Source organism: Janthinobacterium sp. 35 (genome assembly GCF_002754575.1).
Lineage (GTDB): Bacteria > Pseudomonadota > Gammaproteobacteria > Burkholderiales > Burkholderiaceae_D > Janthinobacterium > Janthinobacterium tructae.
The window spans coordinates 772,546-788,967 of the sequence record NZ_PEFN01000001.1 but is presented as its reverse complement, the minus strand read 5'-3'; the positions used below and the strand labels follow the sequence as shown (position 1 = coordinate 788,967).

Annotated in this window: 15 protein-coding genes; 14 read left to right on the top strand and 1 reads right to left on the bottom strand. The window is 64.6% G+C overall.

Features of this window, described 5'->3' with window-relative positions; all coding sequences use genetic code 11:
* Nucleotides 1-72 precede the first annotated feature (72 nt).
* The 11 genes from CLU93_RS03475 to CLU93_RS03425 are packed head-to-tail and all read left to right on the top strand — an operon-like array spanning nt 73 to nt 12,409.
* Entirely contained in the window at nt 73-666 is a 594-nt protein-coding gene (locus tag CLU93_RS03475) for an A24 family peptidase (protein WP_257224867.1), read from the top strand.
* 27 nt (nt 667-693) lie between these two features.
* Nucleotides 694-2,049, top strand: a complete 1,356-nt coding sequence (locus CLU93_RS03470; RefSeq protein WP_207780989.1) for an ATP-binding protein — start codon at nt 694-696, stop codon at nt 2,047-2,049.
* 16 nt (nt 2,050-2,065) lie between these two features.
* Entirely contained in the window at nt 2,066-2,908 is an 843-nt protein-coding gene (cpaB, locus tag CLU93_RS03465) for a Flp pilus assembly protein CpaB (RefSeq protein WP_099760010.1), read from the top strand.
* Between the two features lie 24 nt (nt 2,909-2,932).
* A complete protein-coding gene (locus tag CLU93_RS03460) occupies nt 2,933-4,465 on the top strand; it encodes a type II and III secretion system protein family protein (RefSeq protein ID WP_099760009.1) in 1,533 nt (510 codons plus the stop codon).
* Between the two features lie 10 nt (nt 4,466-4,475).
* Nucleotides 4,476-4,754, top strand: a complete 279-nt coding sequence (locus CLU93_RS03455) for a pilus assembly protein (protein WP_099760008.1) — start codon at nt 4,476-4,478, stop codon at nt 4,752-4,754.
* Nucleotides 4,755-4,791: 37 nt separating this feature from the next.
* Nucleotides 4,792-5,952, top strand: a complete 1,161-nt coding sequence (locus tag CLU93_RS03450; protein ID WP_099760007.1) for an AAA family ATPase — start codon at nt 4,792-4,794, stop codon at nt 5,950-5,952.
* A 46-nt stretch (nt 5,953-5,998) separates the two neighbouring features.
* Entirely contained in the window at nt 5,999-7,345 is a 1,347-nt protein-coding gene (locus CLU93_RS03445; RefSeq protein WP_099764211.1) for a CpaF family protein, read from the top strand.
* Between the two features lie 6 nt (nt 7,346-7,351).
* Complete coding sequence (locus CLU93_RS03440; protein ID WP_099760006.1) at nt 7,352-8,326, top strand: type II secretion system F family protein; 975 nt, start codon at nt 7,352-7,354, stop codon at nt 8,324-8,326.
* 41 nt (nt 8,327-8,367) lie between these two features.
* Nucleotides 8,368-9,300: a type II secretion system F family protein gene (locus CLU93_RS03435; protein ID WP_099760005.1), complete on the top strand. Its 933-nt coding sequence runs from the start codon at nt 8,368-8,370 to the stop codon at nt 9,298-9,300.
* A 38-nt stretch (nt 9,301-9,338) separates the two neighbouring features.
* Nucleotides 9,339-10,127, top strand: coding sequence for a LytR C-terminal domain-containing protein (locus CLU93_RS03430; RefSeq protein WP_116743688.1), 789 nt, complete (start codon nt 9,339-9,341; stop codon nt 10,125-10,127).
* 50 nt (nt 10,128-10,177) lie between these two features.
* Nucleotides 10,178-12,409, top strand: a complete 2,232-nt coding sequence (locus tag CLU93_RS03425; protein WP_116743689.1) for an Ig-like domain-containing protein — start codon at nt 10,178-10,180, stop codon at nt 12,407-12,409.
* A 78-nt stretch (nt 12,410-12,487) separates the two neighbouring features.
* Here CLU93_RS03425 and CLU93_RS03420 read toward each other — a convergent pair whose 3' ends face one another.
* The gene (locus tag CLU93_RS03420; protein WP_035826389.1) at nt 12,488-13,270 is read right to left on the bottom strand and encodes an inositol monophosphatase family protein; all 783 of its coding nucleotides are present in this window, start codon (nt 13,268-13,270) and stop codon (nt 12,488-12,490) included.
* Between the two features lie 195 nt (nt 13,271-13,465).
* Here CLU93_RS03420 and CLU93_RS03415 point away from each other — a divergent pair, with 195 nt between their 5' ends.
* The 3 genes from CLU93_RS03415 (at nt 13,466) to CLU93_RS03405 (ending at nt 16,414) form a co-directional block, all read left to right on the top strand.
* On the top strand, nt 13,466-14,230 hold the full coding sequence (locus tag CLU93_RS03415) for an RNA methyltransferase (RefSeq protein WP_099760002.1): 765 nt from the start codon (nt 13,466-13,468) through the stop codon (nt 14,228-14,230).
* Nucleotides 14,227-15,129 (top strand): LysR substrate-binding domain-containing protein, encoded by a 903-nt coding sequence (locus tag CLU93_RS03410; RefSeq protein WP_099760001.1) that lies wholly within the window; start codon nt 14,227-14,229, stop codon nt 15,127-15,129. Before CLU93_RS03415 ends, CLU93_RS03410 begins: the two co-directional genes overlap by 4 nt.
* Before the next feature lie 91 nt (nt 15,130-15,220).
* Nucleotides 15,221-16,414 carry an MFS transporter gene (locus CLU93_RS03405; RefSeq protein WP_257224865.1) on the top strand — a complete coding sequence of 398 codons (1,194 nt, stop codon included), beginning with the start codon at nt 15,221-15,223 and terminating at the stop codon, nt 16,412-16,414.
* Nucleotides 16,415-16,422 lie beyond the last annotated feature (8 nt).

Sequence of the window (16,422 nt, the reverse complement as noted above, 5' to 3'; positions counted from 1 at the left end):
CGGATCATCTTGCATGGCGCCGGGCCATTTCTGTTTGTACCGAGTCCTTGTCCTTCCTGCGCTGGATAATCCATGTACACCGATCTTTTCCTGAGCTGGTCGCCGGCAGTCCTGCTGGCCGTTCTGCTGCTGCTGGCCGTGTACCACGACGTGCGCAGCCGCCGTATTCCGAATCGCCTGGTGTTTTCAGGCGCGCTGGCAGGACTGTTGCTCAACGCCGTGTTGCCGGCCGGTGCAGGCCTGTTGACGGCCACGCCCGGCGCGCTCGGCTTCTGGCCGGCCCTGGGCGGCTTTGCCTTGGGCCTGGCGATGTTGCTGCCGATGTACGCGATCAAGGCACTGGGCGCCGGCGACGTGAAACTGATGGCGATGGTGGGCGCTTTTGTCGGCCCGCAGACCGTCTTCTTTTGCTTGCTGGCCAGCCTGCTCGCTGGCGGCGTGCTGGCGCTGGCCGTGGCGGCGTTCCACGGCACGCTGCGCCAGGTGGCGAGCAACAGCTATCACCTGGTGCTGAATAGCCTGATGCGCGCCATCGCTACGCAACGGCCCGATATCGATGCGCTTGCCAAGCCCAGCGGCCAGTTGCCCTATGCCATCGCCATCGCCAGCGGCACCTCGCTCTACCTGCTGCTGGCCGCCAGTGGTCAGCTGGGAAGGTTCGCATGATCCATGGCGTCTACTGCACCTGTGCCCATGCCTGCTGATCTGCTTGCCGCGCCGGCGGCCATGCGTGCTCCGCGCACCGTCGAAGAGACGGGCTTGCCCTTCTTTTTCCTGGTCGAATTGCTGGTGAAGGTGCTGTTCCAGCGGGGACAGCTGCACCTGCCCGAGCTGGCCAGCTACGTCAAGCTGGGCCTGGGCGTGATCGATCCCGTCATGGTCTTCATGCGGCAGGAAAAAATGTGCGAAGTCATGCGCCGCGGCGCTAGCGGCACGGATGCCGACATTCACTACCAGTTGACGGACAGCGGCCGCCAGCGCGCCCTCGAGTGCCTGGCGCGCAATGCCTATGCGGGCCCATGCCCCGTGCCGCTGGCCGCCTACAATGCGCAGGTGGCGGCGCAAAGCGTGGCCAACATGCATGTCACGCGCCCGCAGGTACAGGCCAGCTTCGACGGCGTGGTGGTCAACCAGGCCGTGCTCGACCAGCTGGGCGCGGCCATGAATTCCGGGCGCGCCATTTTCATTTACGGTGCCGCCGGCAGCGGCAAGACGTATCTGGCCGAACGCTTGCAAGACTTGCTGCAAGGGGCCATTGCCCTGCCTTACGCCATCATGGTCGATGGCGAAGTCGTGCCCTTTTATGACCCGGTGCTGCATTTGCCGGCGGCGCAGCAGCCGGAAGCGCCGGCCGGCATCGAGCGCGCCGTGCAGCTCGACGCGCGCTGGGTGCGCGGCGTGCGCCGTCCGGCCGTGCTCACCGGCGGCGAGCTGACCCTGGAAATGCTGGACCTGCGCTTCGACAGCGTGACGCGTTTATACCGCGCGCCGCCGCACCTGAAGGCCAACAACGGCATTTTCATCATCGACGACCTGGGGCGCCAGCGCTGTTCGCCGCTGGAGCTGATGAACCGCTGGATCGTGCCGATGGACCGCGCCATCGATTACCTGTCGCTGCACAACGGCCACACCTTCCAGGTGCCGTTCGACGTGGTGGTGGTGTTTTCCTCGAATTTCCTGCCCGAGCGCTTGTCGGATGCGGCCTTCCTGCGCCGCCTGGGCTACAAGATCGAGGTGCCGGCACTCAGCGCAGCGCATTACGAAACCGTGTTTCGCCAGACCTGCTCCGCCTATGGTGTGGAGTTCGACGCCGCCGCCTTTGCCTTCCTGCTGCAGCGCCATGCGCGCGGCGCGACGCCCTTGCTGGCCTGCTATCCGCGCGACCTGCTGCGCCAGGTGCGCGACCTGGCCCGCTACGAGGGCACGGCGGTGCAACTGAATGAGCAGGTGCTGGACTGGGCCTGGAATAATTATTTTGCCGGCGCGAATCAGCGCCATGGCGCTGATGACATGGCCGTGCAAGAGCGGCGTGAACCGAAATCAAGCTGAAGTCAGAGGAAAAACGATGCGAAATACCCGTGCTTTACTCATGTTGCTGCTGGCCCTGGTGCTGGCCGGTGCCGCCGTGCTGACGGCGGCGATCTGGATGGGCGGCCAGAGTACGCCGTCGAACCAGAAGATCGTCGTGGCCCTGGTCGATATCGGCGTGGGCACGAAGATCACTCCGCTCATGTTGCGCAGCATGGACTGGCCCGCCGGCGCGCAGCCGCCCGGCGCCTTTGCCGACAGCAAGGCGCTCGACGGGCGCATCACGCGCACGGCCATCAGCCTCGGTGAACCGGTACTGGAAAGCAAGCTCGCGCCGCCGGGCACGAGTGGCGGCCTGTCGTCCATCGTGGCCGATGGCAAGCGCGCCATGACCGTGCGCGTCAACGATGTGGTCGGGGTGGCGGGCTTTGCCTTGCCTGGCAACTTTGTCGACATCCTCGTCAATACCCAGGATGACCGCGCCAAGGCCAGCGGTGGCGCGGAACTGGCCATTTCCAAGATCGTGCTTGAACGCATCCTGGTGCTGGCCGTGGCGCAGGAATCGAGCCGCGACGACAACAAGCCCAAGGTGGTCAATGCGGTGACCCTGGAATTGACGCCGGACCAGGTGGAAAAGCTCGACCTGGCGCGCAGCGTGGGCACCTTGTCGCTGGTGCTGCGCAACCAGATCGATCCGGCGCCCGTCAACACGGACGGCGCCACCAAGGAATCGCTGCTGGGACTCAAGCCGCTGGAGCCGGTCGCCGCGCCGCGTGCGGCTGCGCCAGCGCCAGCGCGGCAGGCGCCGCGTGCTCCCGCACCACCGGCCGAGAGCGTCAAAGTGATCACGGGCATGGACACGCGTGTCCAGCAATTTTAAAAATTTCAGAACCAGGGATAGTTGATGACCTCATTTCGTACCCGTATCGTCAGGCCCCGCTTGACCTTGGCCCTGGCCCTGAGTGGCTTGACGGCGAGCTTGCTGTGGCAGCCCGGCGCCAGCGCCGCACCCGCCTTGCGCAAGGTGGAGGCCGTCAGCCAGGCGGCCCCGCTGTCGCTGGGGGCCGATATCGCCCGGCTGGGTCCTCCGATCCGCTTGTCCGTTGGCAAGTCGACCTTGCGCAGCCTGACGCGTGCCGTCTCGCAGATCGCCGTGAATGATCCGAAGGTGGCGGGTGCCAGGCTGCTGGGCAGTTCCAGCGAGCTGTATATCTGGGGCCTGGCACCGGGCAGTACCAATCTGATTCTGTGGGACAAGGATCACCGTCCCGTGATCGTCGATATCGAAGTCGGTGTCGATGCCGACGGCTTGCAGGCGCAGCTGGCGCTTGTGTTCCCGCGAGAAACAGATCTCAAGGCCAGCTCGGCCGGCGGCGCAATCGTGCTGACGGGCATGGTCTCGGATGCCGTCAAGGCCAGCCAGATCATGGCCATGGCCACGGCGTTCGCACAGCGCGGCGCCAGCGAAGCGGCGGCGCCCATTGCCACAGCGGGTGTGATGCCAGCGCCCGCTGCCGGCGGTGCCGCCGGTGCTGGCACCGCCGGCGTGAGCGTGATCAACATGCTGACCATCGCCGCGCCGCAACAGGTGATGCTGGAAGTGAAGATTGCCGAGGTTTCGAAAACCCTCGTCGACCAGCTGGGCGCCAGCATCGGCGCGCGCGCCAGCAGCGGCAACTGGACCTATAGTTTCCTGTCGAACTTGTTGAGTGGCAACCCCAGCATGATCGATGGTTTCAATGGTAAAAACGGCAATTTCCTCACGCTCGATGCGCAAAAGCGCGACGGCCTCGTGAAAGTGTTGGCCGAACCGAACATCATGGCCATCAGCGGCCAGGAGGCCAGCTTCCTGGCTGGTGGCAAGATCTACATTCCCGTCTCGCAAGACAGCGCCACCAACAAGATCACCCTGGAAGAAAAGGAGTTCGGTATCGCCGTCAAGTTCACGCCCACCGTGCTCGATGGCGGGCGCATCAACCTGAAGGTGGCGCCGGAAGTGTCGGAACTGAACAAGGACGGCATCGGCATCACCACGGGCGGCACCGCCGGCAGCGCCATCCTGCCGGCGTTCACCACGCGGCGCGCCACCACGACGGTGCAATTGTTCGACGGCCAAAGCTTTGCCATCGGCGGCCTGATCAAGAACAATGTGACCACGAATATCAAGGCGCTGCCGATGCTGGGCGAGATTCCCGTGCTGGGCGCCTTGTTCCGCAGCAGCGATTTCCAGACCGACCGCACCGAACTGGTGTTCATCATCACGCCGCACCTGGTCAAGCCGCTGGCCGGCGACTACGTGCTGCCGACGGATGCCTATGTGGCGCCTAGCCGCGCGCAGTTTTTCCTGCAAGGAAAGATGGAAGGCAAGCCCAAGGCGCCGCCAGCGGCCGACAAACAACCGGGCGCCGCAGCGGCGACCGGCTTCGACATTCAATAGGAGAGTGAGCATGCAGCGTCCTCCATTCCTTTCCCTGCTGTGCGTGCTGCTGGCGTCGTTTGCCTCCAGCGGCTGCACCACCACGCCGCACTTCGACCGCAACTTTGGCCGCAGCGTCGGTTTGCTGCGCGCCCAGCAAGTGATCAACCCGCAGGCGGGACTGAACCGCGACCCGGTGACTGGCCTCGATGGCAAGGCGGCGGTGGCGGGCTACAACGCGTACCAGAAGTCGTTCAGCGCGCCGGTGCCGCAATCGGGCGGCATGACGATCAGCCTCGGACGCCAATGAACATGTCGCCGTTACCACAGAACAGGCAAGGTATATCGTGAAAATCGCCATCATATCCCGGGATGAAAAAGTATTGGCCGAGCTGGGCCGCCTGGTCGGCAACCGCAATCCGGCGGACGACGTCGATGCGCGCAGCGGACCGCTGGAGCAACTGTATTCGGCGCAAGAGCTGCCCGATGTGCTGATGTTCGACCGGCCCGGCAACGATGGCGCCGACCTGGCCGCCATCGAGCGCCTGAGCAATCAGTTTCCGCGCCTGGCCGTTATTCTGCTGTGTCCACAGCAGTCGCCCGACTTCCTGCTGCAAGCCATGCGTGCCGGCGTACGCGAAGTATTGCCGTCGCCGGCCGCAGCCGCCAGCATCTACCCGGCGCTCGAGCGCATCGAGGAAAAACTCGAGCGGCGCGACAATGGCAATGGCAAGGTGCTGGCCTTCATTTCCTGCAAGGGCGGCAGTGGCGCCACCTTCATTGCCACCAACCTCGGCTATGCCCTGGCAGCCAGCGGCCACAAGCGTGTTGCCCTGCTGGACCTGAACCTGCACTTCGGCGATGCCTCGCTGTTTGTCTCCGAGAGCAAACCGCTGGCCACGCTGGCCGATGTGACGCGCGACATCCACCGCCTGGACCCGTCGTTCCTCGCCTCGAGCATGCTCAATGTGCTGCCCAATTTCAGCGTCCTGGCGGCACCGGAAGACCCGGCCCATGCCAGCGAAGTGCTGCCCGAACATATCGACGCCATCATCAAGCTGGCGCGGCGCCAGTATGATTTCGTGGTGCTCGACGTGGGGCGCAACCTCGATGCGGTCAGCGTGCGCGCGCTCGACCACGCGGACCTGATTTTCCCCATCCTGCAAACGACCTTGCCGTATATCCGCGATGGCAAGCGCCTGCTGGGCATGTTCCGTTCGCTCGAATACGACAAGGACAAGGTGCGCCTGATCGTCAACCGGCACGACAAGGGTGGCGAAATCCGCCTGCAGGACCTGGAGGCGGCGTATGGCACCACGATCGACCGCACGGTGCCGAATCATTATGCGTCGGCCGCCGCATCGGTCAACCAGGGCATGCCGATCTTGCAGCTGGATAAGAACAGCCCCATCACGCGCTCGCTGCAGGAGTTTGCCTCCAGCCTGACGGGCGTCAGCGCCGAAGCCGTGCCGCAGGGCTGGCTGAGCCGCATGCTGCGGCGCGCCTAACACCACACGAACAGGAATTCTCATGGCAACTTCTCCCGCCCCCAGCCTGTCGATCCGCGAGCGTCTCGGTAATGGCAAGATCGCTACCCTGACGCCGCAGCGCGCGCCGGCCATCGACAACCGCAGTTACCGCGAGCTGAAACAGCGCATTCACGCGCTGCTGATCGAGCGCGTCGACCTGGAAAGCATGCAGCGGCTGACGCAGGAACAGATCCGCGACGAGTTGCGCAGCCTGGTCGAGCGCCTGCTCGACGAAGAAGCCGTGGTCATCAACGATGTCGAGCGCAAGAACCTGACGCGCGACATCCGCAACGAGATGCTCGGTTTTGGCCCCCTGGAAACCTTGTTGTCGGACCCGACCGTGTCGGATATCCTCGTCAATGGTCACAAGCAAGTGTACGTCGAGCGGCGCGGCAAGCTGGAATTGACCGATGTCGTGTTCAATGACGATGCCCATCTGATGAAAATCATCGACAAGATCGTCTCGCGCGTGGGCCGCCGCATCGACGAATCGAGCCCCATGGTCGATGCGCGCCTGCCCGATGGCTCGCGCGTCAACGCCATCATCCCGCCGCTGGCCATCGACGGGCCCGTGATGTCGATCCGGCGTTTTTCCGTCGATCCCCTGCGCCTGGCCGACCTGGTCGCCTACACCAGCATGACGGCCGAGATGGCCGAGGTGCTGCAGGGCCTGGGCAAGGCGAAGATGAATATCCTCATTTCCGGCGGCACGGGCAGCGGCAAGACCACCATGCTGAACGTGATTTCCGGCTTTATCGGCCATACCGAACGCATCGTCACGGTGGAAGACGCGGCCGAGTTGCAATTGCAGCAGCCGCACGTGGTGCGCCTGGAAACGCGCCCGCCGAATATCGAAGGCAAGGGGGAGGTGTCGCAGCGCGCGCTGGTGCGCAATGCCTTGCGGATGCGTCCCGACCGCATCATCCTGGGCGAGGTGCGCGGCGCCGAAGCGCTCGACATGCTGGGCGCGATGAACACGGGCCATGAAGGCTCGATGGCCACCATCCACGCCAACACCCCGCGCGACGCCATTACGCGACTGGAAAACATGATCAGCATGGCAGCCGCCAACCTGCCCAGCAAGGCCATCCGCCAGCAGATCAGCTCGGCCATATCGGTGGTGGTGCAAGTGTCGCGCCTGATCGACGGCAAGCGCAAGGTCACGTCGATCCAGGAAATCACCGGCATGGAGGGCGATGTCATCACGATGCAGGAAATCTTCAGCTTCAAGCAGACGGGGGTGGGGGAGAGCGGGGCGGTCGTCGGGTATTTCTCGGCCAGCGGCATCCGTCCCCATTTCCTGGAACGCCTGAAGAGTTTTGGCATCGGCATTTCCAGCGCGGTCTTCGAGCCGACAGGTACCGGGCGCTGACGCGGCATGGGCTATCTCTCGTATCTGGTGTATCTGTTGATCTTCCTGGCGGTCATGCTGCTGGTCGGCGCCGTTTACTTCAACCTGCAGTCGCGCGGCGCCGGTGCCGGGCGCGTGGCGCGCCGCTTGCGGGCGATGAATACGGCCAGCGACGACGCGCAGAAAACCGTGTCGATCACCAAGGATCGGCAGCTCAGCGCGCATGCGGGCGTACAGGGCTTGCTGGAGGCACTCCCTGGCGTGCAATGGCTGGACCGCTTGCTGCTGCAGTCGGGTAAAAACTGGAATGTGGGCAAGCTGCTCGGCTATTGCCTGTTGGGCTTGCTACTCGGGCTGCTGCTGGGCAGCCTCAGCCCCTTGCCCTGGTATCTGCGTCTGCTGCTGATTTTTTTCTGCGCGGCGCTGCCGTTCTTGCTCGTGGCCCGTGCCAAGGCCAGCCGGCTGGTGCGCATCGAGCAGCAGTTGCCCGAGACCCTGGACATGATGAGCCGCGCCATGCGCGCCGGCCACGCCTTTCCCACGGCCCTGAAAATGGTTGGCGAAGAGATGACGGGGCCCCTGGCCGATGAATTCCGCGCCGTGTTTGACGAAGTCAATTTCGGCGTGGCGATGTCCGATGCCCTGTCGGGCCTGGCGGCGCGCGTGCCCAGCACGGACCTGCGCTATTTCGTCATCGCCGTGCTGATCCAGCGTGAAACGGGCGGCAACCTGACGGAGTTGCTGAACAGTATCAGCGCCATCATCCGCGACCGCCTTAAATTGATGGGCCAGGTGCGTGTGCTGTCGGCCGAAGGGCGCATGTCGGCCTGGATACTCGGTTCGCTGCCCTTCGCCGCCGCGCTGATGATGCAGGTGACAAACCCGGAGTTCCTCGCCGTGTTGTATACGGACAGCGGCGGCCGCAAGATGGTCGGGTTTGCCTTTGGCATGCTGGTAGTGGGCGTCTTTGTGATCCGCAAGATTGTCCGGATTCGCGTGTGAGGCCATGAAATGATGCAATTGACTATACAGAAGGTGGCACGATGAGCGGCTTGCAGATTGGCCTGTTGGTGGTGCTGTTCCTGATCGTGTTCGGCATCGTCCTGGTGCTGGCGCGTCTGTTCGCGGGCAACGCGGTGCAAATGCGCCTCGATACCCTGGACGTCCAGAAAATAGATACCGGCAAGGCGGGCCGGATGAACCAGCGCTGGCTGGGACACCTGATCAGTCTGACCCGTCCGCTGGCCAAGCTATCCTTGCCTGAAGATGGCTGGGAAGAGTCGCCCATCCGCATCCGCTTCATCAATGCGGGCTGGCGCAAGAGCTCCGCGCCGGCGCTGTTTTATGCGGCCAAGACGGGCCTGACCCTGCTGTTTCCCCTGCTGGCGTATCTGCTGCTGCGCCATGGCGAGCACAAGCTGTTCCTGTGGCTGGTGCTGGCTGCGGCCCTCGGCTATTACCTGCCCGACTTATGGCTCAAGCATTGCCTGAAAGAGCGGCAGCGCGAAATCTTCGAAACCTTTCCCGATGCGCTGGACTTGATGACCGTCTGCGTCGAAGCGGGCCTGGCGATGGATGCGGCGCTGGCACGCGTGGCGCAGGAAATTGGCATGAAAAGCGAGATCCTGGCCGAGGAGTTGCAACTGGTGACGCTGGAGCTGCGGGCCGGCAGCGCCAAGGACAAGGCCTTGCGCAACCTGGCCCTGCGCACGGGCGTGGAAGACGTCGACGCGCTGGTGACCCTGCTGATACAGGCGGAGCGTTTCGGTACCAGCATCGCCGCCTCCTTGCGCGTGCAGTCGGACGAGCTGCGCACCAAACGGCGCCAGCGCGCCGAGGAAACGGCGGCGAAGATTGCGCTCAAGCTGCTGTTTCCCCTGATTTTCTTCATTTTCCCGTCCTTGCTGGTGGTGCTCATGGGGCCTGCCCTGCTGCAGATTCGCCGCGCCCTGCTGCCAGCGATGGGGGCGGTATGAGGCCGCTATTGAGCAGGTTCGGGAGGTCAGGCTTGTATATGCTTGCATTCCTGCTGTTGTCGGGCTGCACAGCCAGCCATGCTCCGCCGCAGTGGCAGATCCAGGGCGTGCAGCGCACCAGCCATTCCGCCGGCCAGAATGCCGTCACGTATTTTGAACTGGGCAAGTTCTACCAGGCACGCGGCCAGCTGGTGCTTGCCGCCGAAGCCTTTGCCGCCTCGATCGCCCTTGATCCGCAGCAACTGGCGGCGCGCAATGCGCTGGCCGTGCTCGACGCGCGCCAGGGCCGGCTTGAACAGGCCGCCACGGCGCTGCTGGTGCTGGTGCGCGACTTTCCCGAGGCTGCCCAGCCCCTGAATAATCTCGGCTATGTGTATTACCTGCAAGGGGAGCTGGCGCAAGCGTCCAGCATGCTCGAGCAGGCGATGGCGCGCGATGGTGGCACGGCACTGGCGCGCAATAATTTGCAACTGGTGCAGGCGGCGCAGCTGGCGTTGGTGCCGGCCGCGCCAGCCGCGCCAGCCGTGGCCGTCGCGCCGGAGGCGCTGGCCGAGATCGAAATCATCAATGGCAATGGCATACGCGGCATGGCGGCGCAGATGCGCTTGCGCGTGCAGGCGCGGGGCATGGCGGTCAGCCGGCTGCGTAACCAGCCCGGCTTTCGCCAGGAACGCAGCCAGATCCTGTACGCGCCCGGCCACGCACGCCAGGCCTATGCCTTGCGTCTAGCCCTGGCGCAGCGGGGGGAGGCCGTGCAACTGGTGGCCGTCGCCAGCCAGGGGCGCGGCGCCGGCATCCGCCTGATCCTGGGACGCGACCAGGCTTGAACAAGATAGCAGTAACACATGATCAGCAGCAAAATAACAGGGAGAAGTGAATGTCTGGATTGATGAGTAGCGGTGTGCCGGCGCGCTGGGCGCTGTGTCTGGCTGCCGGCACGGCAGTGACGTTGCTGGCCGGCTGTGGTGGTGGCGGTTCCGGCAGCAGCGATTGCAGCACCTTGGACCCGGGCCGCAATCCGAACCTGCCCGGCTGCGTGGTGCCACCCGTCACGCCGGTGGTTCCCGTGACACCGGTGCCGGCGACCCTGGCGCTGAGCCTGAAAGACGGGGCCGGCAAGGCGACCACTTCGGTCAGCCCGGGCAACAGCGCCACCGTGCAAGCCGTCGTCAAGGATGGCAAGGGTGCGGTGCTGTCGGGTGTCTTGCTGACCTTGAACAGCAGCGACAAGAGCGCCAGCTTCACCCCGGGTGCGGCCAGCGCCCTGACGGACGCGAACGGCGTGGCCAGCATCGTCATCGCGGCCGGTAGCCAGAGCGGCGCTTTTGCGCTGACGGCCAGCGCCACGGTGAACGGCAGCGTGTTGACGTCGAATATCAATTACACGGTGGTCTACCCGACCCTGACCCTGGGCGGCGTGGGCGTCGTGCCGGCGACCCTGTCGGCGGGCGGCACGGCCGGCCTGAGCGTGACGGTGATGAATGGCGCGGCCGTGTATGCGCCGGTACAGTCTGTCGTCTTCAGCTCGCCTTGCGCCGCAGCCGGCAAGGCGGCCATCAGCAGTCCCGTGAATACGGTCAATGGCGTGGCCAGTACCTCGTACATCGACAAGGGCTGCGGCGCGCCCGACGTGATCACGGCCAGCACCGTCTTCAATGCCACCACCTTGAGCCAGACGGGCACCCTGACGGTGCAGACGGCCAGTGCCGGCCAGATCGGCTTTGTCTCGGCGCTGCCGCAAAACATCGCCCTGAAAGGCACGGGCGGTGCGGGCCGGCAAGAGTCGTCCATCGTCACCTTCAAGGTGCTCGACAGGAACGGCAATCCCGTCAGCGGCAAAGTGGTCAATTTTTCGCTCAATACCACGGCAGGCGGCCTGAGCCTCAATCCGGCGCAATCGACCAGCGGCGCCGATGGCAGCGTCAGCACCACGGTCGCTTCCGGCACCATGAGTACGCCGATCCGCGTCACGGCCAGCCTGCAAGGCACCAGCCTGTCGACGGTGTCGGACCAACTGGTGGTGTCCACCGGCATACCCGAGCAGGACAGCTTTACCTTGAGCACATCGATGTTCAATACGGAAGGCGGCGATTTTGCCGACTGCACCGCACCGACGGGCGCCACCATCACGGCGCGCCTGGGCGATCATTTCCACAATCCCGTGCCCGATGGCACGGCCGTCAGCTTCACGGCCGAAGGCGGCACCGTCGATGCATCCTGCCTGACGGGCCTGGTCAACACTTCCTTGACGGACGGTACGGTGATCACGCAGAAGGGCATACCGGGTTCGTGCAGCGTGCGTTTCTGCCCCGGCAGCACCCGCCCGCTTGACGGCCGCGTGACCATCCTGGCGGTTGCCCTGGGCGAGGAGAGCTTTGTCGATGCGAATAGCAACAATTTGTATGATACCGGCGAAAGCTATGTCGACCTCGGTGAACCGTTCCGCAATGACCGCGCCATTGTTGGCAGCAATGCCAATTTCAAGGATGACGCCTACAGCACGGGCAACGCCGTGCTTGTCAGTCCCGAAAAACCAACTGATTCGAATGGCAACGGCATCTGGGACCAGGCCGGTGATGGACAATACAATGGCATCCGACGCGCTGCTTCCAGCGCCAATACGACGGTTGCCAACACCGTGCATATACGCCAGGCACTGGTGCAGGTGCTGTCCGGCAGCACGGCGCGTTTCACGCCGCTGGGCGCTGCCACCATTGATCTGGACAAGTGCGTCGATGGCAGCGTGTTCGATAACCGGGTACGCACCTTCCCGCTCGCCATCCGCGATAGCAATGACACCGTGTTTGCCATGAATCGTGCCGCCGTTACGGGGCAGGCGATGGACTTGCCTGGCAATCCTCTGCCGGCCGGCACGACGATCACCTTCTCGGCGAGCAATGGCAGCATCGTCAGCGGCACCAGCTTTGTCGTGCCGAGCATGGACAGCGCCAGTTCCGCAAACTGGATCTATCCCGTGCAGATGATCAGCGACGTGACCCAGATCGGCACCGCGTGCCAGCCGAACAACGTGCGCAACGGCTTGTTGACGGTGACGGTACGCACGCCGAATGGCATCCTGACGTCGACGTCGTATGCGGTCAGCGACTGATCACTATACATTTGGGCGATAAAAAAGCTGCCGGAGTTTCCTCCGGCAGCTTTTTTTACATCAGAGCGCGTCTGTCAATCAGGCGAAAGGCGTCAGCAGCGTGATCATCTGGCCAAAGATCTTCGGGCTGGCGGCGATGACGTCGCCCTTGTACAGGTAGTCCGATTCGCCGGAAAATTCACCGACGATGCCGCCCGATTCCGTGATCATCAGGGCACCGGCAGCGATATCCCAGGGCTTCAAGCCTTTTTCGTAGAAGCCGTCCAGGCGGCCGCAAGCGACGTAGGCCAGGTCAAGCGCGGCCGAGCCGGCGCGACGCACGCCCTGGCTGCGTTCACCCATGATCGCGTACATCTTCAGGTATTCGTCCAGTGCGCGGGCGCTGCCGGCCACGTAGCCCGTGCCCAGCAGGGCGTTCGAGATGCGGTCCAGCTTGGTGACGCGGATGCGTTTTTCGTTCAGGTAGGCGCCGGCGCCCTTGGTGGCCGTGAACAGGTCGTTGCGGACCGGATCGTAGATGACGGCTTGCGTGACGACGCCGCGATGCGCGAGCGCGATCGAGATGCAGTATTGCGGGAAGCCGTGGATAAAGTTGGTGGTGCCATCGATCGGGTCGATGATCCACTGATATTCATTCTCGTCGTGCGAGTTGGCGGAAGCTCCCGATTCCTCAGCCAGGAACGCGTGGTCCGGGTAGGCTTTGGACAGCACCTCGATGATGGCTTGTTCGGCCGCCTGGTCGACGTCGGTGACGAAATCGTTATGTTGTTTTTCCGTGACGACGACGCGGTCGAGGTCAAAAGAGGCGCGATTGATGACGGCGGCGCCGCGGCGGGCGGCTTTGATCGCCGTGTTGAGCATTGGGTGCATGTGAGCTTCCGTTAAAAGCACGCGACCGCCCATGGCCGCCTTGCGGCGCCGGTACGATAGAGTGCAAGAATGAATTAAAGAGCGGAGCGGTGCCGAAGTGGTTAAAATCCCGGCCTGGCGTCAGCGTTTTGTGACTCCGTTTCCCGAAATTTCCTGTATCGATACCGCGCAATAGCGCTATTTTAAATGAATCTGCCCGAAATCAACACGTCTCTTTTCAAACGCATGCGATTTATTCTTGTCGAAACTAGTCGTCCTGGCAACATTGGCGGCGTCGCGCGCGCCATGAAAACGATGGGTTTTTCCGATCTGGTGCTGGTCAACCCGCGTTTTCCCGACGCCTTGACGGATGCGGAAGCGGTGGCCTTCGCCAGCGGCGCGCAGGATATTTTGTCCGGCGCGCGCATCGTCGGCTCCATCGCCGAGGCGCTCGAAGGCTGCAATTACGCGGCCGCCGTGTCGGCCCGTTTGCGCGAATTCTCGCCGCCCGTCACGGCCCCGCGCGCCATCGCCAGCCAGCTGGCCGCCAGCGAAGACTTGCACGCTGCCGTCATCTTCGGCAACGAGCGCTTCGGCTTGCCCAACGAGATCGTCGAGCAGTGCAATGTGCTGATCAACATCCCCGCCAATCCCGCTTACTCGTCGCTGAACCTGTCGCAGGCGGCGCAAGTGGTCGCCTATGAATGCCGCGTGGCGGCCCTCGGCGATGGGCAGCTCGCCAGCCCCGTCGGTTTCCATGGCGACGCGGCCAGCCTGGCGCAGGTCGACGGCATGTATGCGCATCTTGAGCAGGCGCTGGTGGCCATCGACTTCCTCGATGCCGACAACCCGAAAAAACTGATGCCGCGCCTGAAACGCCTGTTTTCGCGCACAGGGCTGGAGACGGAAGAAGTCAATATCCTGCGCGGCATCGCCCGGCATATCCTGGCGGTCGCCAAAAAAGGCCCATGATCGAGACGCGGCTGCTGCGCCAGTTCATCGCCGTCGCCGAGGAACTGCACTTCCGCCGCGCGGCAGAACGGCTGCACATGGCGCAGCCGCCGTTGTCGCAGGCCATCCTGCGCCTGGAAGAAGCCCTGGGTTACCCCGTATTCGAGCGCACGAATCGCAAGGTCAGCCTGACGCCAGCGGGGGATGCTTTCCTGGCCACGGCGCGCCAGGTGCTGGCCAGCCTGGAAGAGGGCGTGGCCGCCACGCGCCGCGTGGCGCAGGGCATCGAGGGGCACTTGCGCCTGAGTTTCATCCACATCACCCCGTATGCCCACGTAGTGCATGCCTTGCGCGCCTTCCGCCTCGCCTCGCCCGCCGTGCAATTCACCTTGCGCGAAGCGTCGACGCAGCAGCAGGTCGAGTGGCTGGAGCAGGGCGAGGTGGATATCGCCCTGCTGCGCGCGCCGGGGCGCAGCACGCCGGGCTTGCGCTTCGAGCGCTTGTCGGGTGAAGACATCGTGATCGCGCTGCCATCCGGCCACCGTTGCGCGGGCCAGGCAAGGGTGGATCTGGCGGACCTGGCCGGTGACGATTTCGTCGCCTCGCCGCGCGCGCTGGGCCAGGGGTTCCACGATCAACTGGCCAGCCTGTGCCTGCATGCGGGTTTCGTGCCGCACGTGGTGCAGCAGGCGCGCCGCTTGCAAACGGTGCTGGGCCTGGTGGCGGCCGGTTTCGGCGTGGCCCTGCTGCCAGCCAGCCTGGCCGTGTGCGCGCCTGCGGGTGTCGTCATGCTGCCGTTGGCAAGCAGCGCGCCCGAAGCGCTGCGCCAACTCGACCTGTACATGGCGTGGGATTCGCAACGAGACTCTCCCGTGCGCGAGCGGCTGCTGGCGCAGCTGCGGCACTTTTCCAGCCATTGAGACATTCAAAGTCTCATTTCAAGATAAATAAGATATTTTACAGATGATGGCCCAGGGGCCAGCATGGCGTTTTTGATTGTCGGAAATTGCCATGTCCATCGTTTCATCGCGCAGCCGTGCGCTGCCTCCCTCTATTTATTGGCTGTCGCTGTGCAGCTTTGCCTTCGGCCTGTGCGAATTCATCGGCGCCGGCTTGCTGTCGCCCATGGCGCGCGACCTGCACGCCGGCGTGGCGGCGACCGGCGGCGCCATCGCCGCGTATGCGCTGGGGGCGGCCATCGGTGCGCCGATCCTGACGGCGATGCTGGCGCGCCGCCCCACGCGCCAGATTCTGGTGGCCAGCATGCTCGTGCTGGCCGCTGGCAGCGTGGCCATGGCGCAAGCGCCGGCACTGGGCGCGCTGCTTTGTGTGCGCTTTGCCGTCGGTCTCGCGCATGGCGTGTTCATGGCGGTGGCTTCGCACGCGGCCACCAGTCTGGTCGACCCGTCCCGCGCGGGTAGGGCGCTATCCATCGTCTGGCTGGGCCTGACCCTGGCACTGGCCGGTGGCGTGCCGCTGGGGACGTGGCTGGGCGCCGTCGCGTCGTGGCGCTGGGTGTTTGCCGCCATCGGCGTGCTGGCCCTGTGCGGCGGCGCCGGCTTGCGCTGCGCTATGCCGGCCGCGCGCCAGCAGGGCGCTGCCGCGTCGGCCCTGGCCAGCTTGCGCGCCATCCTGCAGCCGCCCCTGCTGCTGGCGGCCGGCGTGGCGGCGCTGGTCAGCGTGGCTACCTTCAGCTTTTTCACGTATATCTCGCCCTTCCTGCTGCAGTTGGGCGGACTCGATGCGGGCTGGCTCAGTGCCGCCATGCTGTGCTTTGGCGCGTGCGCCATCGGCGGCAACCTGCTGGGTGGGCAGTGCGCCGATGCCGCACACGCGGACCGTGCGGCCATGCTGGCCCTGGCCGCGCTGGCGTGCAATCTGCTGGGGTTCCATGTGCTGCGCGCCCAGCCATTGGCCATGCTGGCCCTGTGCGGCACGTTGGGCATGCTGTTCTTTGCCCTCGTCACCCTGTCGACCATGCGCCTCTTGCTCCTGGCACAGCGGCATTGCCCGGGCTGCGACGCCGTGGCGGCGGGCCTGAATATCGCGGCCTTCAATGCGGGCACGGCCCTTGGCGGCGCGCTGGGCGCCACCTTGATTGTCACCTTCGGCTTGCCCAGCATCGCCATCGGCGGCGCGCTGGCGGCGCTGCTGGCCATGCTGCTGCTGTGCTTCCAGTCGCGCAAACTAGACGCGCCGCTCTAGTTTTTGCG